We start from the raw sequence: 26,897 nt of genomic DNA, 5'->3' as shown, positions 1-26,897 counted from the left end.
ATTTCATAACTATATTTACAATTGTTCAATAGTCATTTAAGATGAAAGTATCATATTTAAAAGGAAGTGTGAATCATGACAATAGCAAAGCTCATTGATCATACAGCACTAAAACCAGATACATCTAAAGCTGCGATCATGCAGTTACTAGAAGAAGCAAAGACATATCAATTTGCTTCCGTTTGTGTGAACCCAACTTGGGTATCTCTTGCGGCGAAAGAACTAGAAGGAACAGGCGTTGATGTATGTACAGTCATCGGTTTCCCGTTAGGTGCAAACACAACAGCAGTGAAAGCATTTGAAACAAAGGATGCCATTGAAAACGGTGCAACTGAAGTGGACATGGTCATCAATATTGCGGCATTGAAAGATGGCGAATATGATGCAGTTGAACAAGATATTCGTGCCGTTGTAGACGCAGCAAAAGGCAAAGCCTTAGTGAAAGTCATCATTGAAACTTGTCTACTCACGGATGAAGAGAAAGTACAAGCTTGTGAACTTTCTGTAAAAGCTGGCGCTGATTTCGTCAAAACATCGACTGGATTTAGTACAGGCGGTGCAACAGCTGAGGACATCGCATTAATGCGTAAAACAGTTGGACCTGACATCGGTGTCAAAGCATCAGGCGGCGTAAGAACAAAAGAAGACGTAGAAGCGATGACAGCTGCAGGCGCAACCCGTATTGGTGCCAGTGCAGGCGTTTCCATTATTAAAGGGGATCAATCAGCTCCTTCTAAAGACTATTAATTCATACGATCCTATGGTAGGATAACATTCATGACTGATTAGATGATGAAAAAGTCATATGCGGAAGGATCTCATTTCTGGGATTTTCTTCCGCAATTTGTTTGCGAAATAGGGTTTGTTCTATACAAGCACATTAATGTAAACGAATTCATTCAAGGAGGAAAAACATGAAATACGTCATTGGTATTATCGGTTTGCTGGTGATTCTCGCCATTGCATGGCTGGCAAGTAACGGGAAAAAGCGAGTGAAATTCCGTCCAGTCATTGTCATGATTGTACTGCAATTTATTTTAGGTTATATTCTGCTCAATACAGGTGTTGGGAACTTCCTAGTCGGTGGCTTTGCAAAAGGATTCCAAATGCTTCTAGGCTATGCTGGTGAAGGGATCAACTTCGTATTTGGCGGTTTAATGAATGATAATGCGTCAACTTTCTTTATCAATGTCTTGCTGCCGATCGTCTTCATTTCTGCCTTGATTGGTATCCTGCAGCATTGGCGTATCCTTCCGCTGATCGTACGCGGAATTGGGTATTTGCTTAGTAAAGTCAATGGAATGGGGAAACTAGAATCTTACAACGCCGTAGCGTCAGCGATTTTAGGTCAATCCGAAGTGTTCATTTCCATTAAGAAACAGCTTGGATTATTACCTCAACAGCGTCTTTATACATTGTGTGCATCTGCGATGTCGACTGTATCAATGTCCATTGTCGGTGCGTATATGCAAATGATTAAACCGGAGTACGTTGTTACAGCACTTGTGCTGAACCTATTTGGTGGATTTATTATTGCGTCTATCATCAATCCATATGAAGTGTCTAAAGACGAAGACATGCTTGAAGTCGTAGAAGAGGAAAGACAATCTTTCTTCGAAATGCTCGGCGAATACATTATGGATGGTTTCAAAGTAGCCATTGTTGTGGCTGCGATGTTGATTGGATTCGTTGCATTAATTGCGATGATTAATGGCATTTTCACAGCTGCCATCGGTGTTTCTTTCCAAGATGTACTTGGATATGTGTTTGCACCATTTGCTTTCCTTGTTGGTGTACCTTGGAGTGAAGCGGTACAAGCAGGAAGTATTATGGCGACCAAAATGGTATCTAACGAATTTGTAGCGATGCTTGCTCTATCTGGCGACGGTCTTCATTTCACTGCTCGTACAGAAGCGATCATTTCTGTATTCCTTGTGTCATTTGCGAACTTCTCGTCTATCGGTATCATTGCTGGAGCAGTGAAAGGCTTAAATGAAAAACAAGGAAACGTTGTCGCACGCTTTGGATTAAAGCTGTTATTCGGTGCAACACTCGTCAGCTTCTTAACAGCAGGCGTTGTCGGTTTGATTTACTAAACTAAAAAAGGAATGGTGAAAACAATGAGAATGGTAGATATCATTGCGAAAAAACGTGACGGAAAAGAATTATCTTCAGAGGAAATTTCTTTCTTTGTCAAAGGTTATACGGACGGAACAATTCCTGACTACCAAGCAAGTGCCTTGGCGATGGCGATTTTCTTCCAAGATATGACGGATCAAGAACGTGCAGATTTAACACTCGCTATGGCAAACTCAGGGGACACAATTGACCTGTCTGCTATCGACGGCATTAAAGTAGACAAGCATTCAACAGGCGGTGTAGGCGATACAACAACGCTTGTACTCGCTCCTCTTGTTGCAGCACTTGATGTACCTGTTGCAAAAATGTCTGGGCGTGGTCTTGGACATACGGGTGGAACTGTCGACAAGCTAGAGGCAGTCAAAGGCTTCCACGTTGAAATTACAAAAGACGAGTTCATCGAGCTGGTGAACCGTCATAAAGTAGCGGTCATTGGACAATCAGGCAACCTGACACCTGCTGATAAAAAACTGTATGCCCTTCGTGATGTAACAGGAACTGTTAACTCCATCCCGCTCATTGCAAGCTCGATTATGAGTAAGAAAATCGCTGCTGGCGCAGATGCAATCGTATTAGACGTGAAAACAGGCGCAGGTGCTTTCATGAAAACACCTGAAGACTCTGAGAAGCTTGCAAAAGCAATGGTTCGTATCGGAAATAATGTTGGCAGACAAACGATGGCTGTCATCTCAGACATGTCTCAGCCGCTAGGATTAGCGATTGGAAATTCCCTTGAAGTGAAAGAGGCGATTGACACGCTTAAAGGCGAAGGCCCTGAAGACTTAAACGAGCTTGTGCTCACATTAGGAAGTCAAATGGTCGTTCTTGCGAAAAAAGCAGAGACACTTGATGAAGCAAGAGAAAAGCTAATTGAAGTCATGAAAAACGGCAAAGCACTTGAGAAATTCAAGGAATTTTTAGAAAACCAAGGTGGAGACGGCTCGATTGTAGATCAACCGGAAAAACTGCCGCAAGCACCTTATCAAATCGAAGTGCCGGCAAAAGAATCAGGTGTGATCGCTGAAATCGTCGCAGACGAAATCGGTGTTGCAGCGATGATTCTTGGAGCAGGACGTGCAACAAAAGAAGACGATATCGACCTATCTGTTGGCATTATGCTAAACAAAAAAGTAGGCGATCGTGTAGAAAAAGGTGAATCTCTCGTGACGCTGCATGCAAACCGTGAAGATGTTGCGAATGTCATGGAGAAAATTTATGACAACATCCGCATTGATGACCATGCCGATGCTCCGACTTTGATTCATACAGTGATTACAGAATAAAGAGAAAAAGACAAAAGTGATGAATCGCTTTTGTCTTTTTTTATGTAAATTTTAGGTAGCGCTTCTTCTAGATATGATAAGTTAGATGAGTGGGAGGGGATAAACCATGAGAATGCTCAAACTCATTCTCTTTATTTTTGTTGTCTTGATGATCATTGGATTTATCAGCTACTATGTGGGACCAACAACGACACCAAGTTCTTAAGACGAGCAAAAGCTCGTCTTTTTTGATTGAAATAAAAAATTTCACTTTATGAAACAAACCTCTTGCAATCATGAAACAATGGGTGTATATTAGTTGACGAGTCAATGATTGATATATCAAATAATTGATCTGAATAGAAAAGAGGGGATGGCATTGACTGCATTTTGCTCTGAAGAAGCAGAGGTATTATATCGTTTGCAGTGCGTGAACCGTATGATGGGTGTGAAGTTCGAAGCATGCACGGGCATCAGCCAATCAAGACTGGAGTTGCTATCACTGTTATTCCAAGCCGACGAAATCAGCCAATCCGATTTGCAGAAAAAAGTAAATATTGATAGTGCGGCTGTGACGCGTCACTTAAAACAGTTAGAAACAAAAGGAATGGTCACGCGCAGAAGAAAGCCGGAAGATAATCGAGTCACGCTTGTTCGTCTGACAGATGAAGGCAGAACAAGAATCGAAGCTTCTAAAAAAGAAAAAGAACGATTTATCTCAGAAATGCTTGAAAACGTAAGTGATGAAGAACGAAAGCTTCTCACTGATGTGCTCATCCGTATACAACAAAACATCGAAAAGATTCAAACAACCTAAAGGAGTGTTACACATGGCTACAACTTTAAAAACAAACGATTTTATGGATATTATGAAAGGGCGCCGCTCCATTCGTAACTATGATCCAGCAGTGAAAATTAGCAAAGAAGAAATGACAGAGATTTTAGAAGAGGCAACCACAGCACCATCATCAGTGAATGCACAGCCTTGGCGCTTCATGGTCATTGACAGCCCAGAAGGAAAAGAAAAGCTTGCACCACTCGCAAAATTCAACCAAACACAAGTAGCTACATCATCAGCTGTCATCGCTGTGTTTGCAGATATGAAAAACAATGAATACTTAGAAGAAATTTATTCAAAAGCAGTAGAACATGGCTACATGCCGCAGGAAGTAAAAGAAAGACAAATTGCTGCATTAACTGCACATTTTGAAGCTCTTCCAGAGCAAGTGAATCGTGAAACGATCTTAATTGACGGTGGACTTGTGTCAATGCAGCTGATGCTTGCTGCTCGTGCGCATGGCTATGATACAAACCCAATTGGCGGATATGACAAAGAAGTCATCGCTGAAACATTCGGCTGGGATAAAGAGCGCTATGTACCAGTTATGCTTCTATCCATTGGGAAAGCGGCTGACGAAGGTTATGCTTCTTACCGTTTACCGATCGACCGCATCACAGAGTGGAAATAATTTTTAAAAAAAGGGAGACGATCATATGATTATTATTCATGCAGGGATGACCATTCATCCAGAGAAAGAAAACGTATTTCTAGAAGAAATCAACGGGTTAATGAAAGCTTCACAGGAAGAAGAAGGCAATGTGTCCTACAAGCTTTTCAAGAATACAGAGAAAGAAAACACCTTTTTAATGGTCGAAGTGTGGAAAGATGAAGCAGCGGTTCAAAGCCATAATGCAAGTGCACATTTCCAAGCTTTCGTCGCAAAGGCAAAAGAATTTTTAGCCGCCCCACTTGATGTTGTTGCATATCAAGGAGAGCAGCTTTCATAGAAAAAGAACAAACACCCTAGGCATTTATAGCCTAGGGTTCTTTTATTTTCGACAATTCGTTCCACCTATTTCAATCTCGTATTGTGCATTTTCCACAAAGTTTCTGAAAATAAAATGTTTTTCGACTTAAGTATATTGGAATATGCTAGAATTAGATATTATTTATTACCAAATTAGGGAGGAACCAATATGAAAAAAGGGAAATGGACGAGCATCGCACTAACAGCTGTCCTCAGTTTAGGCACATTGACAGCTTTCAGCACCCCTCTATCTGCCCACACCTCAGAAAAGTCAACATCCTCAGATGGCGGTCATTATTCAGGTATTCCATTCGACGCAAGTGTTGTCAATGAAGACCGCCTCATCAAAGCCTTGAAAAAACAAGGAAAGATCAAAAAGAATGCCAATGAGGCAGAAACCCAAAAAGCATTAAAGAACTATCTAAAGAAAAAAGAAGAAGCAGCGATGAAACAAAGCGCAAGTACCTTAACAGAAGAACCTGAATTCCTAAAAGAATACAAACAAAATGTACATAATAAATTAGCCAAAAAGAAAAAGTTAAAGAAGCATAAAGGAAAAGAAGGCAATCAAGTAAAGCCGGTGAAAAAGGAAAAATATAAAGGCGACGTCCGTAATGATAAAGTTTTGGTCTTATTAGTAGATTTTAAAGATTATAAGCATAATAGTATTAAAAAAGAAGAGACTGATATGTACTATGACAAGTACGATCAGCAGCATTACCAAGATATGCTTTTCGGAAAAAATGGCTACATTGGTCCAGATGGTAAAAGAAAAGTATCTATGAAGCAGTATTATGAAAAGCAGTCCGGTGGAAGCTACACGATTAGTGGAACAGTAGCTGGATGGTATACAGCCAAGCATGAAGCAGCATATTATGGTGGGAACGTACCAGACGAATCAGGAAGTGACGGCAGACCGCGCGAATTGGTGAAAGAAGCCCTCGAAGCAGCGGCAAAGGATCCAAACATTGACCTTGGTGAATATGATCAATGGGACCGCTATGATATGGATGGGGACGGTGTTTATAATGAGCCGGACGGTATCATTGACCACCTCATGGTTGTACACGCTGGCGTAGGTGAAGAAGCTGGCGGCGGACAGCTTGGCTCTGACGCGATTTGGTCACATCGCTGGTCACTTGGTGATGTATTTGAGATTCCAAACACTGAATCAGAAGTGGGTCAAGGCGGAAAGTTAGGCGCTCTAGATTATACGATTGAGCCTGAAGATGGCGCAGCAGGTGTGTTCACACATGAATTTGGACATGATCTTGGTCTGCCTGATGAATACGATACACAATACACAGGCAGAGGAGAGCCCGTTTCTTATTGGTCTATCATGTCAAGCGGAAGCTGGGCAGGTAAAGTACCTGGTACGGAACCAACAGGTTTTAGTCCATATGCAAAAGAAATGCTTCAAAACTTGCATGGCGGCAACTGGCTTTCTGGAAAAACCATTGATGGTAAGACATTAACAAAAAGCAAAACAGTTTTAATCGATGAAGCAGCAACAAAAGGAACCAACCATGATGCGGTTCGAGTCGATTTGCCAGATAAAGAGATTGTGGTCACTCAGCCTGCACAAGGGCAATATTCATACTTCAGCGGAACAGGTGACAATTTGAATGCTACCATGACGACATCAGGGATTGATTTGTCGAAGGGAAGCAAAGCCGAGCTTACGTTTAAAGCATGGTACGATATCGAAGAAGATTATGACTATGCGTATGTAGAAGTTCGTGAAGCTGGGACAGACAAATGGACAACCATTGCTGGTAATATTACGAATGATCGAAATGAGGCAGGAGCGAATGAAGGCAATGGCATCGATGGAAAATCAGATGGCTGGGTAGATGCATCCTTTGACCTTTCTGCTTATGCAGGGAAGAAGATCGATCTGCAATTCCGCTATACAACCGATGCAGGATATTCACTGCCAGGTTTATTTGTAGATGATCTAAAGATTACAGCAGATGGAGCAAAAGTGTGGTCAGATGATGCCGAGGGAACGTCCACGTTCACTTTTAATGGATTCTCTCAATCTAATGGAAAACAATATGCCGCTCAGTATTATTTACTAGAATGGCGCTCTTATGCTGATGTCGATAAAGGCTTAAAGCATATCAAACGAGGAGCAAGTCTGATGAGCTATAATAACGGTTTGGTCGTGTGGTACGTCGATCAATCGTACAGTGATAACTGGGTTGGAAAACATCCAGGGAACGGCTTCCTTGGAGTCGTAGATGCAGATCAACAAGTGTTGAAATGGAGTGACGGCTCTATTGCAGCGACAGGTTTCCAAGTACATGATGCAGCATTCTCTTTGAATCCAAGCACGAAGCTGAATATTGATTATACAGCGACAACAGGCTTAACCTTAGAGGATCGCTATATCCGCCCAACGCGTACATTTAGTGATAAAAAGAACTATGTGAATCCAAATAACCCGGATGCAGGACGTGATGTGCCAACATACGGCCTATCCTTTAAAGTCGTCGGACAAAGTAAGGACCGTTCTGTTGGAAAGGTATTAATTTCTAAAAGCAACTAAACAAAAAGCCGGATTCTATCCATGAATCCGGCTTTTCGATACGTTAAGACATGGATTTTTAGAGTAGGACGCGTCTTTGATCGAATGTTTGTTCTTTTTTATTTTGATATCCGAATGAAACCATTATATAATAGAGATTGGAAGGTTTTTCTTTCATTCAATGTTCTTTTTAGTTGTTAAAAAACCAAGAAAGGATGAGCGTTACCAATGAGTTGTGTCACTGCCAAGCAATTAAAGGTGATTCGAGGGACGATGCAGACTTTTTGCAGCCATTTAGAGTATGATGGCCACGGTAAGCTTCATATTAATACCATCATGGCTTTTATTAAAAAGGAATTTGGTGTAAGAAAAATGAAAGACATTCCACAAAGTCGTTTTCATGAGGCGTTAGAGCTAATCCAAGACTTTGATTTATACACGGACAAAATACAAATACGAGACCGTCTATCAGAAAGGAATTCACTAAATTGAATATTTTAGCAATGATTTTAGTAGGAATTGTCGCTTTAGAGCACATTGTCATCATGTTACTAGAAATGTTTTTTATGGAATCAAAAATGGCGAAAAGATCTTTCAATCTGCCTGAACACTTACAAAAGGATCCAAATGTGAAAGTGATGTTTGCTAATCAAGGGCTATACAATGGCTTTCTAGCTGCTGGACTCATTTGGGGGCTCATTCTTGGTTCGAATACCGTAGGATATATGATTCAGCTATTTTTCGTTCTTTGTGTGTTCATCGCAGCAGTATTTGGTGGTGTGACGTCTAATAAATCGATTATCATCAAACAAGGGTTACCAGCTTTTCTTGCATTAATTGCACTTATCCTGGCTATATAATCCTATCATCGTGATAGAAAACCTTTGCAGTTTAGGAAGGACGAGCATCGGAGCGAATTTGACATTGGTGAGCACTGAAGCGCAGGACTGACACCGAATGCGAGGGTTTGTCTACACAGTAAAGCCGCCCCAGAGGGCGGCTTTTATCTTTTACGCATTCCCATCAAACGAATAATGGACGTAAGACAAAGGGCAACAGCGACAGCCAATATGATTTTTCCATACATGACGCCCGTAAGATTCATTAAAAAGACAGCCAATATGATACAGAGCGTGATGATAATCATCACAATCGAATAGGTTTTCATCTCTTTTTCCACTCCTTTTAAATTCCCTCTAGCGCAAGAGGTCTGTCAATTGTTTCTCATATTATATCATTTCATCACAATTTTACATGAAATTCCCTGTCAATAGAATGTGACAGAATGATTAGATTTGAAGTGAGGCTATAATTTTTAAAAAATCGGGTATAACATAAAGAGTTGTATCTAAGTCTGATTGCTTGATATTTAATTGTGCAAAATATAAAATAGCCACATGATAAATAGAAAGGATGATCAAGTTGAGCAAGAACGTTTTATTAGTATCAACAAGCAGCTCAGAAATGAACGGACACCCTACAGGCTTATGGCTAGAAGAATTGGCCGAGCCATTTCATATTTTTAAAGAAAATGGACTCAACGTGCAAATTGTTTCAATAAAAGGTGGAACAGTACCGATCGATAAAAATTCAATTCCTGAAGGAGTTCCAGCACAATATCAAGATGTGTATGAATTACTTCAAGACACAAAGGCACTGACAGATGTAAACCCAGCTGAGTATGATGGCATTTTCTTTGCTGGAGGACATGGCCCAATGATCGACTTTGCGTCCAATCAATTGGTTGCCGATGCGATCTTAGCGATTTCAGACAAAAATGGAGCCGTTGGGGCAGTTTGCCATGGCGTTTCTGCCTTTGTTGATGTGAAGGATCGTGATGGAAAATCATTTATCGACGGCAAGAAAATAACAGGATTCACAAACGAGGAAGAGGATGCTGTTCAGCTGACATCTAAAGTTCCATTTTTATTGGAAACAAAACTTCGCGAGCAAGGGGCAGCATTTGAAAAAGGCGATGCATTTGCGCCATTCGCTGTTGTAGACGGACAAATTATTACTGGACAAAATCCAGGATCAAGTGCAGAAACAGCACGCTTATTTGTCAAAACCATTGCATAAATCATCAAATAAACCAGTCGTGACTCATACGGCTGGTTTTTTGTTATGAAAATTTCCTAAAAAAGTCCAAAACAAGTATTAGAAAAATGGTAAAATAATCACAGGGTAAAAAACCCAAATTAGGGAAAAGGGGATGTTCCTGTGAGAGCATTTTATGTCAAAATCACCGCCGCCTTACTGTCTATTTTATTGGTCACAACAGGTTTATTTTCACCAGCAATCAAAGCAGAAGATGCACCAAAATCAAGTGAAAAAGTATCGCCACTGACTGAAAAAGCCATTCAGCAAGTGCAAGAGTCGTTTGAAAAGCAGGATAAAGGGACTGCGGTTCAACAGAAGGAAGTAAAAAAATCATTTAAAGTAGATAAGAAAAAGGGAATAAGTATTAAACGAAAAGCGGCTGCAGATGGAAAGATGCGCACGTCTGCCGTTCGCTCTATTGATGGACTAGCTATTAATCAATCGGCAGTTTTAAACGAGGAAGATCCAGTTGATTTATGGTTCTTAAGTACATCGTCCCCTCAGGCGCTCATCAGCCGGATTACCTCTCCAAATGCTGATTATTTCGTTCAGTTATTTGTTATTGATTATGAAGAAGGACAAGCTTATCCAACGGATCTGATTCAACCAGCAGGCAGTCTGCTTGCGTTAAGCAATTTACCAGCGGGTGATTATGCGTTTGGTATTACTAGCGGTGGAGACTTTGGAGACTCATATACATTACAGGTGAATGCAAAAAACCCACCAAATTTCACAGGTGCTGAATCCCTGTCATCAACGTTGCAATACTTTGTTGCTTCGTATGCCAATGGGGATGTTTTCGCAAATGGTACAAAAGTGTATAACAAACAATCTAAGACCGCTGATTATAAATGGGAGCGTGTATTTTATTTCTCATATGATGGAAAATATCAACAGAGAACGCATTCTGTTGACAGTGTAAAAGTGAAAAGTATTTCGGCACCAGTATCGTACTCTGCTCCATACGCGAGTTCCTCTGAGGCCATTCTTGTCTACTTAGATGTGGAGACATTATTTATGTATCATGAATCATCGTTTGCTAGTGGGCAGTACTACCATAGCAGCTTTGTTGATACTCTCGGAAAGACAACGCCAAGGCGTTTAGACATTGATGACCTGACAAATTACGGCGATCATATTTTGGCTGTTGATTTAAAGACAGGAAAGCCAATTGATTTCTTCAGTGTCCTTAATTTCTACTATGCAGCAGGGATCGAGAAGCTGCCAACGATCAATACATTGAATTAAGATCGGCGGTTGACATCAAATCGCCACATGTGTAGAGTAAAGATAATTAAATGACAAAAGTCCACTAGGGGAGTCATGTATGACTGAGACAAGAGAAAATCTTGGACCCTTTGAACCTGATCTAGTTTGTACTAGCGGAGGGAAGTGGAGCTGGACCTTGTCTTATTCATGATTGAATCGATAAGAAGGCCGCTCCATTTGGGGTGGCTTTTTCATTTATTCAACTGAAAAAGAGGAGGCTTTTTTTATGACATTTTCAACCCAATTAAGGCAAGAAGCAGAACCATTATTTGAAACGATTTATCAGCATCCGTTTGTGAGAGGACTCGCAGCAGGAGAACTCGAAAAGGAACAGATCATTCATTATGTCAAACAGGATGCAGAATATTTAAATGCCTTTATTAAAATTTATGCGGCAGCCATTAGCAGATGTACAGACAGAGAGGACATTACCTTTTTCCATCAACAAATGGCTTTTGTCCTTGATAGTGAGACACATCCTCATCAAAACCTTTGCCGGGTGGCAGGTGTCGCTTATGATGAACTGCAAGGTGCATCTTTGGCGCCAAGTGCTCATCACTATATTCATCACATGCTGCAAGTCGCCGAGGAAGGGACGCTAGGAGAAATCATTGCGGTTTTGCTCCCTTGCCCTTGGACCTATTGGGAAATAGGCAAACGAATGCTTAAAGATGTTGAGCCCGACCCTGCCCATCCATTCTATGAGTGGATCACGTTTTATGGCGGGTTAACGGACTCTGTTACAGTGGAGCTTTGCAAACGGCTTGATCAGTGGGCGGAAGGAGCAAGTGAGAAGGAAAAGGAGAAAATGAAACAGCACTTCATCTTAAGCTGTCAGCTTGAGTATAAATTTTGGGACATGGCCTTTATTGTCGAAGAGTGGCCTGTCCGAATGGAGGTGCATTCTTCATGACATGGAAGATGAAAGAAGTAGTTCTTGCTGTCATTTTATCAGTGGCATGCGGAGTCATCTATTTAGGGTGGTCGACTCTTTATTTACCGATTACAGCCCTTGTCGGTCCAGCAGGAGGCAACATCATGTTCGGAATTTGGGTCATTGCCAGTCCAATCGTTGCTTACATTATCCAAAAGCCTGGCGCTGCCCTCATCGCAGAAACAGCTGCCGCTGCCGTGGAATTACTGACAGGCAGCCACTTCGGTCTTTCTGCGCTTTTGATTGGTGTATGCCAAGGACTTGGAGCAGAAATCGCCTTCGCTCTATTTGGCTATAAGCGATATCGCATGTGGACACTCATGTTGTCTGGTGCCTTTGCAGCAGTAGGGGCAATGGCATATAGCCTCATTGCCAATGGATTCGGCTATTACACGCCTCAAGTGTTACTCATGACACTTGTCACTCAAGTCATCAGCGGTATGTTACTCGGTGGTTGCTTGGCAAAGGTTGTGGTGGATGCTTTATCTAAAACGGGTGTGCTGAATCAATATGCCATCATGAAAGAAAAACGAAGTAAGGGTGACCAGCATGGATTCATTTCTCGCGTGCAGTAATCTCACTGTCCGTTTTTATGAACAGGCGAATCCCGTTCTTCATCAAGTATCTCTTTCTATTCAAAAGGGGGAAAAGGTGCTGATATTAGGACCAAGTGGAAGCGGGAAATCTACGCTGATTTCTGTGCTTGCTGGCATTATTCCAGAGCATATGGAAGCTGAAGTACAGGGAGAAGTGATGCGGCAAAGGCATACTGGTGTCATGTTTCAAGACCCAGATTCGCAGTTTTGTATGCACCGAGTCAATGAAGAAATTGCGTTTAGCTTAGAGAATCGATCTGTCCCTCGTGAACAAATGGATGATATGATTCAGCATCTCATGAAAAAAGTACAGCTAGATGTCGACCCAAATACAGATATTCATACCTTATCTGGCGGAATGAAGCAGCGGTTGGCGCTTGCTTGTTTACTAGCATTAGAGCCAGATGTCCTGTTCTTTGATGAACCGACTGCACAGCTTGACCCAGCAGGAAGAATGGAGATATTTCAATTGCTTCAGCAGCTTTCGGCTGAACAGAATCAGACGATGATTTTTGTGGAGCATGTGTTAGACGGTGTCATCGAGTGGATGGATCGGGTGATCTTATTAGATCATCAAGGCCGTATCATAGCAGATGGAACGCCAAAAGGCGTGATGAACACATTTGAGGGAGAAATGAAAGAAGCCGGCATTTGGCGTCCGAAAATATTTCCCGAGAAATGGTCCACTATCGTACAAGATCCGTTTCATCCACTGAGTCAAACACTCTTGCAAACCTTTGAGGCGAGAAAAGAACGTCACGAGACATCAACAAATCGAGAGACAATCATTCGCACAGATCATCTACAACTAAGCTACGGAAAAAAAAGCATTATAGATGACCTGCATCTGGATATAAAAGCAGGAGATTGGGTTGCGATCATCGGTGAAAATGGAAGCGGAAAAAGTACGTTTCTTAAACATGTCATACGTTTAGAACCAATAAAGAAAGGTCACATTTTCTTAAAAGGAAAACACCTGAAAAAGTGGTCTGACCGAACATTATATGAAAAAGCAGGCTTTGTATTTCAAAATCCAGAACTTCAATTTATACAGGACACAGTGTTTGATGAAATCGCATTTGGTGGGAGACAGCGAAATTGGCCAGAGTCTGTGGTGCAAGAAAAAACGAATCAGCTATTGGCAGAGTTCGGCCTAGAGAAGCATAGAGACGTGCATCCTTTCACCTTAAGTTTAGGACAAAAAAGAAGATTAAGTGTTGCCACGATGCTTCTTTTTGATCAGGATGTTCTCATTTTAGATGAGCCGACCTTCGGGCAGGATGAGAAAACGGCGAGGGAGTTAATCCGGCGTTTAAAAGAACGGCAACGACAAGGCACCACCATTATCATGGTCACACATGATATGGAACTCGTTGATGAGTGCGCTGATCAGGTGCTTGTTTTTCATCAAGGGGAGCATGTATATGATGGTTCGCCTTTTGATTTATTTTCTCATCAGGAACTTGTCACTTCGTGTGAGCTGAGAGTGCCGTTACATTATCGCTATATGGCTGAAAGAAAGGAAGTGATGACGATTGCAAAGTAATCACTCCTTTCTATCCACTGTAAATCCAGTCATGAAATTACTCGCCCATCTCCTTGCGATGTGCTGTCTGATGGCGATTTCTGATCCTAAAACGACGTTCATCATCTGGCTGTTTGCACTTGGAATTGGACTTGTCCTAGGCGGCTGGAATTTGAAATACCTCATCACCAGACTTGTACCTTATCTGCTCTTTTTCATTCTCGTGTTTTGGATGATGGCGGCCTTTGGCAAGGGAGATCATACAGTTTGGAAGTGGGCATGGTTTCATATCACAGAGGAGAGTTTAAGAAATGGGCTGACCATTTCTTTTAGAATGCTTGGCTTTGTGACATTTGGTCTCCTTTTTACATCAACAACTGATTTGACGGCCTTTATGATGAGCTTAATCCATCAATGCCGAATGTCACCCAAATGGGCATATGGGATGCTGGCAGGCTTCCGGTTTATCCCGTTGTTTCAAAGTGAATTGAAGCAAATGAAGGCTGCACATAAAATTAGAGGTTACAAGCAAAAAAACAGCTGGAAAGCCTTTATACGTTATGCACTCCCCCTTTTCACGCAAGGCGTACGGAAATCTGAACGACTAGCCATTGCGATGGAAGCAAGAGGCTTCACAGGGACGAGGGAGAGAACATATTATCATGTCATCAGCACTTCATGGATCGACTGCATGTATCTTTTTTTCATCGTCATTAGTGTGTTGATATGCATCTTCTTCTTTTAAAAACAGCCACATTCTCTTGATAGAATGTGGCTGTTTTATATGTCTTAGGTCATTTGGTTGATATTAGTACACATTGCAGGCTGTAATAGATCATATAAAGAACCGATAAAGAGAGTGTACTGAGAAAAAGAGAGGATGAACGTGAGCGAATGTCACAGAGAATTGATAACATAATAGACGTTTTACCAATCGTTGGACTAGCTATGAGAGAGCAGCTAACCTTTTCTGTATTAGGGAAAGAGAAGGTTCTTTATTATCAGCAGCACGGGAACATTGACTTAGGGTTTAAAGCAGGGGACGTTGTAGCTCCCGGGTTCCAAAACTTTTCGATGTTGAAAAATGGGAGAGAGCCATCATTTATCCAGATTCCTAAAGAGGTGTACGGTATTCCTATGGACATCGTCGCCGTCCCGATTAAAGATGACAATGGTCAAGTAATCGCTGCCTTCTGTGTAGCATATGACCAAACGAATCAACAACGATTAGAACACATTATGACGGAAAGTAACGATGCTTCCGAAAAACTGGTCGCGATGGTACAGCAAGTGGCTGCACATTCAGAGGAACTACAAGCGACAAGTGAACAAATTCTACAAAATACAAAAACCACTGTCGAAAATTCCTCTAAAATCAATCAAGTGTCTAATCTCATCAAAGGTATCTCTGATCAAACGAACTTACTTGGACTCAATGCATCCATTGAGGCTGCAAGAGTCGGTGAAGCAGGAGCAGGCTTTGGGGTGGTTGCTACAGAAGTGAGAAAGCTGTCTACTCACGCGAAGCAGGCAACGACTGATATTGAAACAGCGCTAAAAGATGTGCAAGGCTCTATCAAAGGAATGGAAGAAGAAATAGCACAAATCGTGGCTTCATCTGAACATCAAGCAGAACTCGTTGGCACTTTCACAAAAATTATTGAGGGGCTGCACGAAACGAACGAAACGATGAAAGCATTGGCAACAGACTTAGTGAATTATCAAGTGAAATAAATAAACGAATCACAAAACCTCCAGCCGTATCGGAGGTTTTTTAACGTGTTAAAGTGAGTTTTTTGTCATGATATTGACCGGTTTTTCACTGACAGGGAAGTTACACTTCTGTATGATAGAAAAAGAGAGACCTGTTTTGATCATTAGACCTATACATAAGGAGGAAGCCCATCTTGACACAATCAGCAAAGCTGCAAGAAGTACTTGCGTCTTACCGTCCATTGTTAGATCAAACTGAAAAACCACTGATTCAATTACAGATAAAACAAGGAAAAACAGGACCATATGACAGCAAAATATCAGGTGATCCTTATTTCCCAAAAAACGACGAATATCCCGTTGATGGAGAAGGCCATCCTATGAAGCTGCTGGCACAAATCAATTTCGGCCAGCTGCCAAAGCTGAAAGATTACCCAGAAACAGGACTTTTGCAAGTGTTTATTTCTGTACATGATGATCTTTATGGGATGAATATTGACCATAAAACAGAGCAAAAAGATTTTCGGATCAAATTTATTGAGGAACCTTTCTTAGCTGAAGAAGACTTATTGACTGATTTTTCATTCGTGAAAATTCCTGACGATTTTTATTTTCCAGTTACGAAGGAAGGCGCGATTACAGGTGAATTATCAAGCGAAACGATCAGTGTAGAAGATTTCCGCTTTGAAAAAGTCACAGGAAAGCGAAGCTGGGATCTATTCGAAGATGCTGTTGGTATTGATGGTGATGAAGCAGATAATTTACTAGATGAATTTTATGAGACAGCAAGTGGCTTTGGCCACAAAGTAGGCGGATACCCAGGTTTTACACAAGAAGACCCGCGTACCTATGTAGACCAAGAACATAGTGTGCTATTATTGCAAATTGACTCAGATGATGAAGTGGACATGTTATGGGGAGATTGCGGCATTGCTAACTTTTTTATCAAACCAGAAGACCTCAAACGAAAACATTTCGAAAATGTCGTCTATAACTGGGATTGCTCCTAATTTTGTAAAAAACACTCTTTTTGAAGAGTGTTTTTTGTCTATTTTTAGCCTTTTTTCCCCTAAATCGTCATTTCTGAGAGGTAATATGTCATTCTTTCTAGTTGACCGTATCAAAAAAAAATGTAAAATCATCTTAAAGTCCTCTTTTTTGAAAATAATAATAAAATGACATATCAATCAACAATGAAATGCTCGAAAAAGCGGAATGTACTGGGGGGGATCAATTGATCATTTCGAAAGTAATCAACAATAATGTGGTCAGTGCGTATGATGACGAGCAGCATGAGCTGGTCATTATGGGCAGAGGGATTGCGTTTCAAAAGAAAAGCGGAGACCCAATTGACGAAGAACGTATCGAAAAAGTATTTTCCATTCAAAATAAAGATATATCAGAAAAATTCAAAACCCTGCTTTATGATATTCCGATCGAGTATATGCAAGTGTGTGAGGCAATTATCGATTACGCGAGAACGACCCTTAACAAAAATTTAAATGACAGCATCTATGTCACATTAACGGATCATATTACCTTTGCTATTGAACGTCATCAAAAAGGAATGGACATTAAAAATGCCTTGCTTTGGGAAATCAAACGGCTGTACAAAGAGGAATTCATGTGTGGTGTAGAAGCGATTCGGATCATACAGGACAAGCTCAACATCCATCTTCCCGAGGATGAAGCAGGCTTTATTGCGATGCATATTGTCAATGCAGAACTGAATGAGGAAATGCCGAATGTCATTCAAATTACAAAACTGATTCAAGATATTTTGAACATCGTAAAGTATCATTTCCAAATTGATTTGGACGAAGAATCATTAAATTATTTCCGTTTTGTCACGCATTTGAAGTTTTTTGGGCAGCGTCTGTTTAACGAAACACAAATGGAAAATCAAAATGAGTTTCTGTATGAAGTGGTAAAGGAAAAAAATACAGCCGCTTTTCAATGTGCGGAGAAAATTAATGACTATGTTCAAAAAGAATACAACCGAAGTCTCATAGAAGATGAGATGTTATACTTAACTTTGCACATCGATCGAGTCATAAAAAGAAAATAAATCAAAAAGAAAGCGTTGACATATCAAAATTAACATGCTAATTTATAACTATAAACTCAATAACCCACAATCTTTTAGGATTGTTACTGGTCAAGCAGGCAAAACCTAAATCATTGTCCCTATCTTTGATAAGGCGTGATTTAGGTTTTTTTGTATCTAAAGGCTTATAAAATTGAATAACGATCAATCGCTATAAAGGATTGTTACTGGTTAAGCAGGCAAAACCTAAATATCGATTAATGTCTGAATCGCTATTTTTCGGGCATTAATGGATGTTTAGGTTTTTTCTATATCAAGATGAAATCAACGATTGGAGGGTAACACAATGAACCACAAACAAACAGCAAAAGAAGTTCTAGAGCTTGTCGGCGGTGAAAAGAATGTAAAGCAAGTCACGCATTGTATGACAAGGCTCCGCTTCAACCTATACGATGAAAGCAAAGCGGATAAAGAGAAGCTGCAATCAACAGACGGCGTCATGGGCGTGAATCAAAGCGGCGGTCAATACCATGTCATTATTGGCAACGACGTATCAAACGTCTATCAAGCAATGATTGCTGATTCTGGGTTATCAACAGATGTAAAGTCAGGCGATTCAGAAGAAGCATCAAAACAAAATGTGATTTCTAAACTTTTCGATTTTATCTCTGGTGTTTTCACACCGATTCTTCCAGCCATCGCTGGAGCTGGTATGATCAAAGGGATCTTGGCATTAATGCTGACGTTCCAATGGATCTCAGATAAAAGCAGCACATATGCGATTTTAACAGCTATCGGAGACGGAGCCTTTTACTTCTTACCGATTCTGCTCGCTGTAAGCGTAGCCAAAAAAATTGGCACAAATCAGTATATCGCCGCTGCCATTGCAGCAGCCGCACTGCACCCGCAGCTCACCGCTTTACTAGGTGCAGGAAATACAGAATTTCTAGGCTTGCCAGTGGTTGCCGTTGTGTACTCTTCATCGGTGATTCCAATTCTACTCACTATCTGGCTCGGCTCATATGTGGAAAGATTCGCAGAAAAATATAGTCCGAAATCACTAAAAATCATTCTTGTTCCAACAGTTACACTTCTTGTCGTGGTACCAGTTATGCTTATCGCGGTTGGACCGCTTGGTGGGATTATCGGAAATGGCCTTTCAGGTGGAATTGATTTATTGTTCAAACATGCAGGTATTTTGGCCGGACTCTTAATCGGTGGCTTTATGTCACCATTGATCATTACGGGCATGCACTATGCACTACTTCCAATCATGATCAACAACATTACATTAAACGGTTTTGACTTCATTCTTCCAATGATGTTTGTAGCGAATATGGCACAAGCAGGCGCAGCATTCGGTGTCTTCTTAAGATCAAAAAACAAAACATTCAAATCATTGGCGATGTCTACAAGTATCACTGCATTAATGGGTATTACTGAACCTGCTATGTATGGTGTGAACATGCGATTGAAAAAACCGTTCCTTGCAGCCCTCATTGGTGCAGCAGCAGGCGGCGTGTTCATGTCCATCTTCAAAGTAAAGTCGTATGTGATATCTGGATCAGCAGGTCTCCCAGGTCTCCCAACGTTCATTGGACCGACATTTGTTTACTCCATCATTGGATTAGTGATCGGCTTTGTTGTAGCAACCATCATGACACTTGTTCTAGGATTCAAAGATGTACCAGTGAAAGATGATACAAAAGCAGACAAACCAGAAGAAAAGAAAGATACAGTAGCGCTTCAAAATGAAGTGGTACAAAGCCCGCTTGAAGGTCAACTAAAGCCGCTCAATCAAGTAAATGATGCAACATTCTCTAATGAAATCATGGGGAAAGGAACAGCCATTGTCCCAACAGTTGGACGTGTAGTAGCACCGTTCAACGGCAAGGTTGAAACCATTTTCCAAACGAAACATGCCATTGGTTTAAAGAGTGATCAAGGCACAGAGCTTCTCATCCATGTGGGGATTGATACAGTAAAACTTGGCGGTAAACATTTCACAAGTCATGTGCAGTCAGGTGATCTCGTTCAAGCAGGAGATCTGCTAGTTGAATTTGATATCAAGGGCATTCAGCAAGATGGCTATGATGTAACAACGCCAATTATCGTCACCAACACAAATGATTTTGCACAAGTTGATGTGAAAACAGATGGGGCGATTACAGTAAAAGAGACATTGCTTACAGTCAGTGTAGAAGAAAATGAGGAGGGCATTCAACATGACCAATTTAGAAAAAACATTTCCTAAAGGTTTCTTATGGGGCGGCGCAGTAGCAGCCAACCAAATTGAAGGCGCTTATAACAAAGATGGAAAAGGCTTATCGACAGCGGATGTATCACCACACGGGATTATGCACCCATTCGATGAATCAATGAAAGACCTTAACTTATATCATGATGCGATCGACTTCTATCATCGCTACAAAGAAGATATTGCCCTGTTTGCAGAAATGGGATTCAAGTGCTTCAGACTATCCATTTCTTGGCCACGTATTTTCCCAAATGGCGACGATGCGGAACCGAATGAAGCTGGCCTCGCTTTCTATGAAAAAGTATTTGATGAACTGCATAAGCATGGAATTGAGCCAGTTGTCACGATCTCTCATTATGAAATGCCACTTGCACTTGTGAAAAACTATGGTGGATGGAGAAACCGCAAGCTTGTGGGTCTTTATGAAACATACGCTAAAACATTGTTCACTCGTTTTAAAGATAAAGTGAAATATTGGATGACCTTCAATGAAATTAACGTCGTCTTACATGCTCCTTTCACAGGGGGCGGTCTTGTATTTGAAGAAGGCGAAGACGAGAAAAGCATTCAATATCAAGCAGCGCATCACCAATTTGTTGCAAGTGCTCTAGCTGTTAAAGCAGGACACGAAATCATTCCAGATGCGAAAATCGGTTGTATGATTGCAGCGATGACCACATATCCGTACAGCTCAAGACCTGAAGATATGTTTGCTGCGATTGATCAAGATCGTAAAACATTGTTCTTCTCAGATGTACAGGCAAGAGGCTATTACCCTGGATACATGAAACGTTATTTCCTGGAAAATAACATCAACATTGAATTCCAAGACGGTGACGAAGACATTCTAAGAAACCATACAGTCGACTATATTGGCTTCAGCTATTATATGAGTTTTGTGACAAGTACAGATCCAGAGGTTCTTGGACAAGTTACTGGTGGCAACCTATTTGAAGGCGTGAAAAACCCTTATTTAGAAGCAAGTGATTGGGGCTGGCAAATTGATCCAAAAGGACTTCGTACAACACTAAACCAACTATATGACCGCTACCAAAAACCATTGTTTATCGTAGAAAATGGATTGGGTGCTGTGGATCAAGTAGAAGAAGACGGCTCCATTCAAGACGATTACCGAATTGATTACCTAAGAAGTCATTTGCTTGAGGCTAGAGAAGCGATCGCAGACGGCGTTGATCTGATCGGCTATACAAGCTGGGGCCCAATTGACCTTGTCAGCGCATCAACAGCTGAAATGAAAAAACGCTACGGCTTCATTTATGTCGACCGTGATAACGAAGGAAAAGGTACATTAGATAGAAAGAAAAAGAAAAGCTTTGATTGGTATAAACAAGTGATTGCGACAAATGGAAAGCATTTAGACGCATAAAAAAAAGAGACAAACCGCTGATCAAACGGTTTGTCTCTTTTTATTGTGAGTGGACTATGATGTCCACACTTGATCCGCAATCTCAATCACATGACGCAGCTTTTCCCATTGCTGTTCTTCTGTTAACAAATTGCCTTCCTCTGTTGAAGCGAATCCGCATTGTGGGCTCAAACAGATTTGGTTGATGTCCACATATTGAGCTGCTTCCTCGATTCGTCTTTTGATCTGATCAACGGGTTCAAGTTCCCCATACTTTGAAGTGACAAGACCTAGTACGATTTGAAGGTTTGGATTCTTCACATAACGCAGGGGTTCAAATCCGCCAGAACGGTCATCGTCGAATTCTAAAAAGAGACCATCCAAATCGAGACCGGCAAAAATCGTTTCTGCCGCTGCCTCATAACCACCTTCGGCTGCCCAAGTTGATTTAAAGTTACCGCGGCAAATGTGCATGGTGATCACTAAATCATCTGGTCGATCGGCAACCGCTTCATTGATTGTTTTCGCAAACGATTCACGCAGTTCATCTTCCTCGCGGCCAAAAGCTTTGATTTGTTCATGTCCTTTTTCAGAAAAGAACACAGCCCAAGCTGTATCATCTAGCTGTAAGTAACGGCAGCCTGCATCATAAAAAGCACGGATGGCTTTTTTATAAGCTTGTGCCACGTCATGGTGAAAATCATCTAAGCTGTCGTACACACCTTCTTCAAGCTTTCCACGGAAAAAGAGCATATTCGGACTTGGAATCGTCATTTTAGCCGTATGATCACCCGCGATGCTGTGAAGGAAGCGATAATCCTCCAGCATTGGATGATCAGTAAAATCAATCTTACCTGTTACTTTGATGCCTCTCGCTTTTGTTGTCGTATTGTGGAATTGAATGCCTCGGTCTGCTTCAAATCCTTCGACCCCATCAAGCCCTTCTAGAAAGTCAAAATGCCACCATGCACGTCTGAATTCTCCATCTGTGACAACCTCTAATCCAATTTCCTTTTGCTTCTCTACAATACGAGTGATTTCTTCGTTTTCAATTTGTCTGAGCTGTTCTGCTGTCAGTGTACCGTCTGCTTTTTGCTTGCGGGCTTCTTTGATGCGTTCAGAACGAAGTAAACTCCCTACTTGATCTGCACGAAATGGCGGCTTTGTTGTTTTCTTACCAATGGTTTGTACTTGTGTCATGCTGAATCCCTTCTTTCTTCAGGTTATAAATCAAATAAAAAAGCTCTTCCTTGGATAAGGAAGAGCATCATATACTGTGAGATCTCTGCCTTATCTTCAAACAAGCTTCAGCTTGCTTAAGGAATTAGCACCATTCTGTTCCTAGGAACAGCGGTTGCCGGGTTTCACAGGGCCAGTCCCTCCACCACTCTTAATAAGGTTACCTTTGATTCAATTTTCTTAATAAACACAATTATTCAATCTTTTCGAGAAAAAGTCAATGGTTTTTCCTATTTATTTTCCTACATAAACAAATCAGCGACGAGAACACCGGCTAATCCAACAAGTGATAGAACAGTCACCATCAATGTCCACGTTTTAAAAGTTTGAGCCATCGACAAATTAAAGTATTCTTTGTAAATCCAGAAACCTGCATCATTCACATGAGAGAATGTTATACTGCCGGCGCCTGTTGCAATCACCATTAGTTCTGGGCTGACTCCCGTCAAACCAATTAGCGGTGCAGAAATGCCAGCTGCTGTGAGACCCGCGACAGTTGCTGACCCTAAAGAGACACGAAGGACAGCTGCAATCAGCCAAGTGAGGAGCAGAGGAGACAGTGTGCTTCCTTGCATAATCCCTGCAATGTATTGATCAACACCGCTGTCAATGAGCACCTGTTTAAAGGCGCCGCCGCCAGCAATGATCAATAGAATCATCGCAATGGAGCCAATTGAATCCGTAATCGACTTCATGACGTCCTGCATGCTCTTTCCTCTGCCAAGACCAAATGTGTAGATGGCAAGCAACACAGAGATTAATAGGGCAATCGCCGGCTCACCTAAAAACTCAGCCGCCGGTAGCAGCGGGGAGGACGGGAAGAAAATTTCTAAACATGCTCTGAATGTCATGAGCAATACAGGTAAAATAGCGGTGAAAATACTAATGCCGAAGCTTGGCATTTCCTCTTCTGTAAATTCCTTTGGATTAAACAAGTCCTTTGGAATGTGTGCATGCAGTTGGTCTTTCTTAAATAGTTTCGTAAACAGAAGTCCGCCTACTAAAACAGCAGGAATGGCTAAAATAATTCCAACCAATAAGGTTTGTCCCATGTTGGCTTGAAATACATTGGCAATGGCTGTCGGCCCTGGGTGAGGAGGGAGGAAGCCATGTGTGGTAATGAGTGCAGCGACGAGCGGCATTCCCACATACAACACAGGGAGTCTTGCGGCTTGAGCAATGGTAAAGACTAATGGAATAAGAATAATGAATCCGGTTTCATAAAATAGAGCAATTCCGATAACAAATCCAGTCAGCATCGTCGCCCATTGGATTTTCCCGATACCAAAGCGGTCGATGAGTGTCATGGCAATACGCTGAGCACCGCCAGAATCAGCCATCAATTTACCAAGCATCGCTCCAAAGCCAAGAACCAACGCCAGATGGCCGAGTGTACTTCCAAGCCCTTTTTCGACTGAAGCAATCGCTTCAAGTGGTGACATGCCTTCTAAAACGGCAACGATTAAAGAGACAATAATCAACGAGATGAAAGCGTTTAACTTAAAGACAACCATGAGTAAAAGTAATAACAAAACGCCAAGTCCGATAAAAACTAACGACATGATCTTTCCTCCTTTGTGCTGCATCAGGGAGCGTGAACGCTCCCTCTGCTTTATCCTTCAAGTATGTCTACTGCTTCTTTTAACGTATCCTTTGAGCCAACATTTCCCGGGAAAATCACATAAGACATGAATGGGAATTTGCTTTCTTCTCCTGTTTGCCAAACGGGAATACCTGGTTTGATTTGACCTGCGACAGTCGCACGTTTGACGCTGAGTCCTCTTGTTCCAATATCGCTTGAGGTGATTCCACCTTTGGCAATGAGGTACTTAGGGCGAATGGAGAGGCGCTGGACAATGCTTGTCACCGCATCACTAATCTGAACAGAGAGCTTCAATTCTTCCTCTCGGCGATTGTCTCCAAGATCAAGCCGTTCTCTCCTTGTATAAACAGCAACCGATTGCCCGGTTGTTAAAATCCTTTCAGTTTGTTGAATTACGCGGTCAATTTCCTCTTGAAATGCTTCAGGTTCTAACACGAGGTGTGTATCAAATTCAATAAATGCGATGTCTTTATTTTGCTGCAGCGCTCGCAATTGTTCCGTTGTTTTTTTGACATGGGAACCGACCATGATGAGGCCACCGTGCGTGCTTTCTTCCTGTATTAAGTCTTGTCTAGCTAAAAGTGCTTGATCCTCAACACCGCCAAGCACTTTTGTGAGAGCGGCCGCACTTCTAAATAGAAAGTGCTGACCTGCTTTGATGGCATCTATGAGGGCAATGACAAAGACTTTGACATCGTCATAGTCTACTGCATTTACAACCACTTTTTGAAAATCCTTCACGGTCATCAGCTGATCCTTGATTTGTTCAATACGTAAAGCCCGGATATCTTCTAAAGAAATATAAGTAGTGTTTTCCTTAGTGAACGACCCGTTTGATTTCTCTTCGATCCATTCTCCGAGGTGAGAAGATTGAAATCCGAATGTACGATCCAATGCAAATTCTGTGTCACCAGCAGGAATTAATTCGTGACCTTCCTGTACGTAGTGAATATTGCCAATCGTAAAGCGACCGCCTTCTTTAAAAAAGGGAAGAAGGATTTCGCCGTCAAATTGGTGGGAGCTTTGCTGTTCAATGGTCGTTCTGAGAATGTCAGTCTCTAGCGGGAAGTGTCCACGCAGGGTGGAGTCCCCCCGGCTGACAATGATGAAATCTTGATCAAGCCGTTCAGCCGTTTTCACAATCGTTGATGCGATCGTTTCATGAAGAACCGCCGTTTCTTTCTCTGTCATACTGCGAGAGTTGGTTAAGATAAAGAACATACGGCTGTCTTCAAGAAAACCAGCTTCAATGCTTTTCTCTGACCAATCGGTGAAAACAGAGACGCCGTGTACGGTTTGAATGCCTGTTGGGTCATCGTCTAATACAATCACTTTATGGTGAAAATGGTTTAGTGCTTGTTCGTATGCTGATTGAATGCGGTCTGAATCCGCTTTCGGAATGGCATTTAGTAACTCAATGCTTTGTTTCATAGAACCTCATCCTTTCTTCACTTCAACATGAGCCATTTTTTCGTAATATTGAACGATTCCGCCGTGATCAAGTCCAGACTTTCCGTCCGCTTTGAGGGCGTGGAAGATTTCTAGCAGCTGACTAGAAAGCGGGAGAGGAACGCCGATATCGTGGGCAGTTTCCATGACATTGGTTAAATCCTTTAAGTTGATGTCAATACGTCCGCCAGGCTCAAAGTTTCGTTCTAAAATGAGAGGAACCTTCGCATCGAGTACAGCACTTCCTGCCAGTCCACCTCGGATGGCTTCATACATTTTATCAATCGCAATGCCAGACTTAGCGGCAAGAACGAGTGCCTCGGACATGGCAGCGATATTTAAGTTGACGATGATTTGATTCGCAAGCTTAGCGGTTGTCCCGCTTCCATTTGAACCAACTAATACGACATCTGTGCCCATGGCATAGAGGACATCCTTTACTTGTTCAAAGATCTCTACTTCTCCGCCCGCCATAATCGCAAGTGTCCCGTCTATCGCCTTTGGCTCTCCGCCACTGACAGGAGCATCGATAAATTCGACCTGATGCTGTTTTGCCAGTGCCGCTAAAGCTCTAGAAGTAACAGGTGAAATAGAGCTCATATCTATAATGATCGTGCCAGGTTTTGCTGTAGCCAATATGCCTTGTTCACCTGCTACGACTGCTTCTACATGCTCACCTTTTGGAAGCATCGTGATGATGATATCGCTTACAGATGCTGTCTCAGCAGCTGATGCAGCGGCATTTGCGCCCACTTCTTTTAATGCTAGAACAGCTTCTGTATGAATATCGAAAACAGTCACAGTATGACCGGCTTTTAATAGATTAAAGGCCATAGGTTTCCCCATAATGCCTAATCCAATGAATCCAATTTTCTTTGCCATTTTGTCCGCCTCCTATTTAGAAACCCCTTACAAAAAGCGCTTTCTTTTCTTTTTGTTAGTATATATACTATCGATTTAAATTAATAGTAGGAAATAAACTATTGTTCATTTAATGTACATGACGAAATAGGAATGTGTCAACGGAAAATATGAGAAAAGTCACAAAAAAAAGACCGGA

General features: G+C 41.6%; 24 protein-coding genes, 1 pseudogene and 2 riboswitches. Of the genes and pseudogenes, 20 read left to right on the top strand and 5 right to left on the bottom strand.

Annotated elements, in window-relative coordinates; translation table 11 throughout:
- The first annotated feature begins 75 nt into the window (after window positions 1-75).
- The 9 genes from deoC (at window position 76) to FXF70_RS04020 (ending at window position 8,599) form a co-directional block, all read left to right on the top strand.
- Window positions 76-747, top strand: a complete 672-nt coding sequence (gene deoC, locus FXF70_RS04060; protein WP_017358631.1) for a deoxyribose-phosphate aldolase — start codon at window positions 76-78, stop codon at window positions 745-747.
- A gap of 167 nt (window positions 748-914) precedes the next feature.
- Complete coding sequence (locus FXF70_RS04055) at window positions 915-2,096, top strand: NupC/NupG family nucleoside CNT transporter (protein ID WP_017358632.1); 1,182 nt, start codon at window positions 915-917, stop codon at window positions 2,094-2,096.
- Between the two features lie 24 nt (window positions 2,097-2,120).
- Complete coding sequence (locus tag FXF70_RS04050) at window positions 2,121-3,422, top strand: pyrimidine-nucleoside phosphorylase (protein ID WP_035702607.1); 1,302 nt, start codon at window positions 2,121-2,123, stop codon at window positions 3,420-3,422.
- Between the two features lie 352 nt (window positions 3,423-3,774).
- Window positions 3,775-4,218 (top strand): MarR family winged helix-turn-helix transcriptional regulator, encoded by a 444-nt coding sequence (locus tag FXF70_RS04045; RefSeq protein ID WP_045033720.1) that lies wholly within the window; start codon window positions 3,775-3,777, stop codon window positions 4,216-4,218.
- 13 nt (window positions 4,219-4,231) lie between these two features.
- On the top strand, window positions 4,232-4,870 hold the full coding sequence (locus tag FXF70_RS04040; protein ID WP_025208240.1) for a nitroreductase family protein: 639 nt from the start codon (window positions 4,232-4,234) through the stop codon (window positions 4,868-4,870).
- 25 nt (window positions 4,871-4,895) lie between these two features.
- Complete coding sequence (locus tag FXF70_RS04035) at window positions 4,896-5,189, top strand: putative quinol monooxygenase (protein ID WP_148779861.1); 294 nt, start codon at window positions 4,896-4,898, stop codon at window positions 5,187-5,189.
- Between the two features lie 189 nt (window positions 5,190-5,378).
- Complete coding sequence (locus tag FXF70_RS04030) at window positions 5,379-7,760, top strand: immune inhibitor A domain-containing protein (RefSeq protein ID WP_007498008.1); 2,382 nt, start codon at window positions 5,379-5,381, stop codon at window positions 7,758-7,760.
- A 207-nt stretch (window positions 7,761-7,967) separates the two neighbouring features.
- Window positions 7,968-8,231, top strand: a complete 264-nt coding sequence (locus FXF70_RS04025) for an ORF6C domain-containing protein (RefSeq protein WP_008345710.1) — start codon at window positions 7,968-7,970, stop codon at window positions 8,229-8,231.
- The gene (locus tag FXF70_RS04020; RefSeq protein ID WP_007498006.1) at window positions 8,228-8,599 is read left to right on the top strand and encodes a DUF1304 domain-containing protein; all 372 of its coding nucleotides are present in this window, start codon (window positions 8,228-8,230) and stop codon (window positions 8,597-8,599) included. The genes FXF70_RS04025 and FXF70_RS04020 overlap by 4 nt, the downstream gene beginning before the upstream one ends.
- Before the next feature lie 143 nt (window positions 8,600-8,742).
- Here FXF70_RS04020 and FXF70_RS04015 read toward each other — a convergent pair.
- Window positions 8,743-8,937: pseudogene (locus FXF70_RS04015) on the bottom strand (hypothetical protein); the annotation flags it as partial.
- Between the two features lie 224 nt (window positions 8,938-9,161).
- On the opposite strand from FXF70_RS04015, the gene FXF70_RS04010 reads away from it, so the two are divergent.
- The 11 genes from FXF70_RS04010 to bglH all read left to right on the top strand — a co-directional run bounded on the left by FXF70_RS04010 (window position 9,162) and on the right by bglH (window position 21,567).
- The gene (locus FXF70_RS04010; RefSeq protein ID WP_017358640.1) at window positions 9,162-9,818 is read left to right on the top strand and encodes a type 1 glutamine amidotransferase domain-containing protein; all 657 of its coding nucleotides are present in this window, start codon (window positions 9,162-9,164) and stop codon (window positions 9,816-9,818) included.
- Window positions 9,819-9,959: 141 nt separating this feature from the next.
- The gene (locus FXF70_RS04005; protein ID WP_008345703.1) at window positions 9,960-11,087 is read left to right on the top strand and encodes a hypothetical protein; all 1,128 of its coding nucleotides are present in this window, start codon (window positions 9,960-9,962) and stop codon (window positions 11,085-11,087) included.
- A gap of 56 nt (window positions 11,088-11,143) precedes the next feature.
- A riboswitch (TPP riboswitch) is annotated at window positions 11,144-11,247 on the top strand.
- Between the two features lie 87 nt (window positions 11,248-11,334).
- Window positions 11,335-12,021 carry a thiaminase II gene (tenA, locus tag FXF70_RS04000; RefSeq protein ID WP_148779860.1) on the top strand — a complete coding sequence of 229 codons (687 nt, stop codon included), beginning with the start codon at window positions 11,335-11,337 and terminating at the stop codon, window positions 12,019-12,021.
- Window positions 12,018-12,617 (top strand): ECF transporter S component, encoded by a 600-nt coding sequence (locus FXF70_RS03995; protein WP_019743666.1) that lies wholly within the window; start codon window positions 12,018-12,020, stop codon window positions 12,615-12,617. The genes tenA and FXF70_RS03995 overlap by 4 nt, the downstream gene beginning before the upstream one ends.
- Window positions 12,592-14,184 carry an ABC transporter ATP-binding protein gene (locus tag FXF70_RS03990; protein WP_148779859.1) on the top strand — a complete coding sequence of 531 codons (1,593 nt, stop codon included), beginning with the start codon at window positions 12,592-12,594 and terminating at the stop codon, window positions 14,182-14,184. The genes FXF70_RS03995 and FXF70_RS03990 overlap by 26 nt, the downstream gene beginning before the upstream one ends.
- On the top strand, window positions 14,174-14,908 hold the full coding sequence (locus tag FXF70_RS03985; RefSeq protein ID WP_041091251.1) for an energy-coupling factor transporter transmembrane component T family protein: 735 nt from the start codon (window positions 14,174-14,176) through the stop codon (window positions 14,906-14,908). Before FXF70_RS03990 ends, FXF70_RS03985 begins: the two co-directional genes overlap by 11 nt.
- Before the next feature lie 149 nt (window positions 14,909-15,057).
- Window positions 15,058-15,897, top strand: a complete 840-nt coding sequence (locus FXF70_RS03980) for a methyl-accepting chemotaxis protein (protein WP_148779858.1) — start codon at window positions 15,058-15,060, stop codon at window positions 15,895-15,897.
- Between the two features lie 173 nt (window positions 15,898-16,070).
- The gene (locus tag FXF70_RS03975; protein WP_148779857.1) at window positions 16,071-16,886 is read left to right on the top strand and encodes a YwqG family protein; all 816 of its coding nucleotides are present in this window, start codon (window positions 16,071-16,073) and stop codon (window positions 16,884-16,886) included.
- 224 nt (window positions 16,887-17,110) lie between these two features.
- Complete coding sequence (gene licT, locus FXF70_RS03970) at window positions 17,111-17,944, top strand: BglG family transcription antiterminator LicT (protein WP_017358647.1); 834 nt, start codon at window positions 17,111-17,113, stop codon at window positions 17,942-17,944.
- Window positions 17,945-18,269: 325 nt separating this feature from the next.
- A complete protein-coding gene (locus FXF70_RS03965; protein ID WP_148779856.1) occupies window positions 18,270-20,177 on the top strand; it encodes a beta-glucoside-specific PTS transporter subunit IIABC in 1,908 nt (635 codons plus the stop codon).
- Complete coding sequence (bglH, locus tag FXF70_RS03960) at window positions 20,149-21,567, top strand: aryl-phospho-beta-d-glucosidase (RefSeq protein WP_135226474.1); 1,419 nt, start codon at window positions 20,149-20,151, stop codon at window positions 21,565-21,567. The genes FXF70_RS03965 and bglH overlap by 29 nt, the downstream gene beginning before the upstream one ends.
- A 54-nt stretch (window positions 21,568-21,621) precedes the next feature.
- On the opposite strand, the gene FXF70_RS03955 is transcribed toward bglH, so the two are convergent.
- The 4 genes from FXF70_RS03955 to garR form a co-directional block, all read right to left on the bottom strand.
- A complete protein-coding gene (locus FXF70_RS03955) occupies window positions 21,622-22,746 on the bottom strand; it encodes a 5-methyltetrahydropteroyltriglutamate--homocysteine S-methyltransferase (protein WP_148779855.1) in 1,125 nt (374 codons plus the stop codon).
- A gap of 87 nt (window positions 22,747-22,833) precedes the next feature.
- A riboswitch (SAM riboswitch) is annotated at window positions 22,834-22,946 on the bottom strand.
- An 81-nt stretch (window positions 22,947-23,027) separates the two neighbouring features.
- Entirely contained in the window at window positions 23,028-24,347 is a 1,320-nt protein-coding gene (locus FXF70_RS03950; protein ID WP_008345676.1) for a gluconate:H+ symporter, read from the bottom strand.
- A gap of 50 nt (window positions 24,348-24,397) precedes the next feature.
- A complete protein-coding gene (locus FXF70_RS03945) occupies window positions 24,398-25,819 on the bottom strand; it encodes a four-carbon acid sugar kinase family protein (RefSeq protein ID WP_148779854.1) in 1,422 nt (473 codons plus the stop codon).
- A gap of 6 nt (window positions 25,820-25,825) precedes the next feature.
- On the bottom strand, window positions 25,826-26,719 hold the full coding sequence (gene garR, locus FXF70_RS03940; protein WP_148779853.1) for a 2-hydroxy-3-oxopropionate reductase: 894 nt from the start codon (window positions 26,717-26,719) through the stop codon (window positions 25,826-25,828).
- Window positions 26,720-26,897 lie beyond the last annotated feature (178 nt).

The sequence above is a fragment of the Bacillus sp. Y3 genome (assembly GCF_008123875.1).
GTDB classification, from domain to species: domain Bacteria; phylum Bacillota; class Bacilli; order Bacillales; family Bacillaceae; genus Bacillus; species Bacillus altitudinis.
This window is presented reverse-complemented; position numbering and strand designations above follow the sequence as displayed.

Excerpts from the sequence above, each read along its gene's own strand:
- deoC (WP_017358631.1), top strand. The coding sequence starts at position 76 with ATGACAATAGCAAAGCTCATTGATCATACAGCACTAAAACCAGATACA.
- FXF70_RS04055 (WP_017358632.1), top strand. The coding sequence starts at position 915 with ATGAAATACGTCATTGGTATTATCGGTTTGCTGGTGATTCTCGCCATT.
- FXF70_RS04050 (WP_035702607.1), top strand. The coding sequence starts at position 2,121 with ATGAGAATGGTAGATATCATTGCGAAAAAACGTGACGGAAAAGAATTA.
- FXF70_RS04045 (WP_045033720.1), top strand. The coding sequence starts at position 3,775 with ATGGCATTGACTGCATTTTGCTCTGAAGAAGCAGAGGTATTATATCGT.
- FXF70_RS04040 (WP_025208240.1), top strand. The coding sequence starts at position 4,232 with ATGGCTACAACTTTAAAAACAAACGATTTTATGGATATTATGAAAGGG.
- FXF70_RS04035 (WP_148779861.1), top strand. The coding sequence starts at position 4,896 with ATGATTATTATTCATGCAGGGATGACCATTCATCCAGAGAAAGAAAAC.
- FXF70_RS04030 (WP_007498008.1), top strand. The coding sequence starts at position 5,379 with ATGAAAAAAGGGAAATGGACGAGCATCGCACTAACAGCTGTCCTCAGT.
- FXF70_RS04025 (WP_008345710.1), top strand. The coding sequence starts at position 7,968 with ATGAGTTGTGTCACTGCCAAGCAATTAAAGGTGATTCGAGGGACGATG.
- tenA (WP_148779860.1), top strand. The coding sequence starts at position 11,335 with ATGACATTTTCAACCCAATTAAGGCAAGAAGCAGAACCATTATTTGAA.
- FXF70_RS03995 (WP_019743666.1), top strand. The coding sequence starts at position 12,018 with ATGACATGGAAGATGAAAGAAGTAGTTCTTGCTGTCATTTTATCAGTG.
- FXF70_RS03990 (WP_148779859.1), top strand. The coding sequence starts at position 12,592 with ATGGATTCATTTCTCGCGTGCAGTAATCTCACTGTCCGTTTTTATGAA.
- FXF70_RS03980 (WP_148779858.1), top strand. The coding sequence starts at position 15,058 with ATGTCACAGAGAATTGATAACATAATAGACGTTTTACCAATCGTTGGA.
- FXF70_RS03965 (WP_148779856.1), top strand. The coding sequence starts at position 18,270 with ATGAACCACAAACAAACAGCAAAAGAAGTTCTAGAGCTTGTCGGCGGT.
- bglH (WP_135226474.1), top strand. The coding sequence starts at position 20,149 with ATGACCAATTTAGAAAAAACATTTCCTAAAGGTTTCTTATGGGGCGGC.
- FXF70_RS03955 (WP_148779855.1), bottom strand. The coding sequence starts at position 22,746 with ATGACACAAGTACAAACCATTGGTAAGAAAACAACAAAGCCGCCATTT.
- FXF70_RS03950 (WP_008345676.1), bottom strand. The coding sequence starts at position 24,347 with ATGTCGTTAGTTTTTATCGGACTTGGCGTTTTGTTATTACTTTTACTC.
- FXF70_RS03945 (WP_148779854.1), bottom strand. The coding sequence starts at position 25,819 with ATGAAACAAAGCATTGAGTTACTAAATGCCATTCCGAAAGCGGATTCA.
- garR (WP_148779853.1), bottom strand. The coding sequence starts at position 26,719 with ATGGCAAAGAAAATTGGATTCATTGGATTAGGCATTATGGGGAAACCT.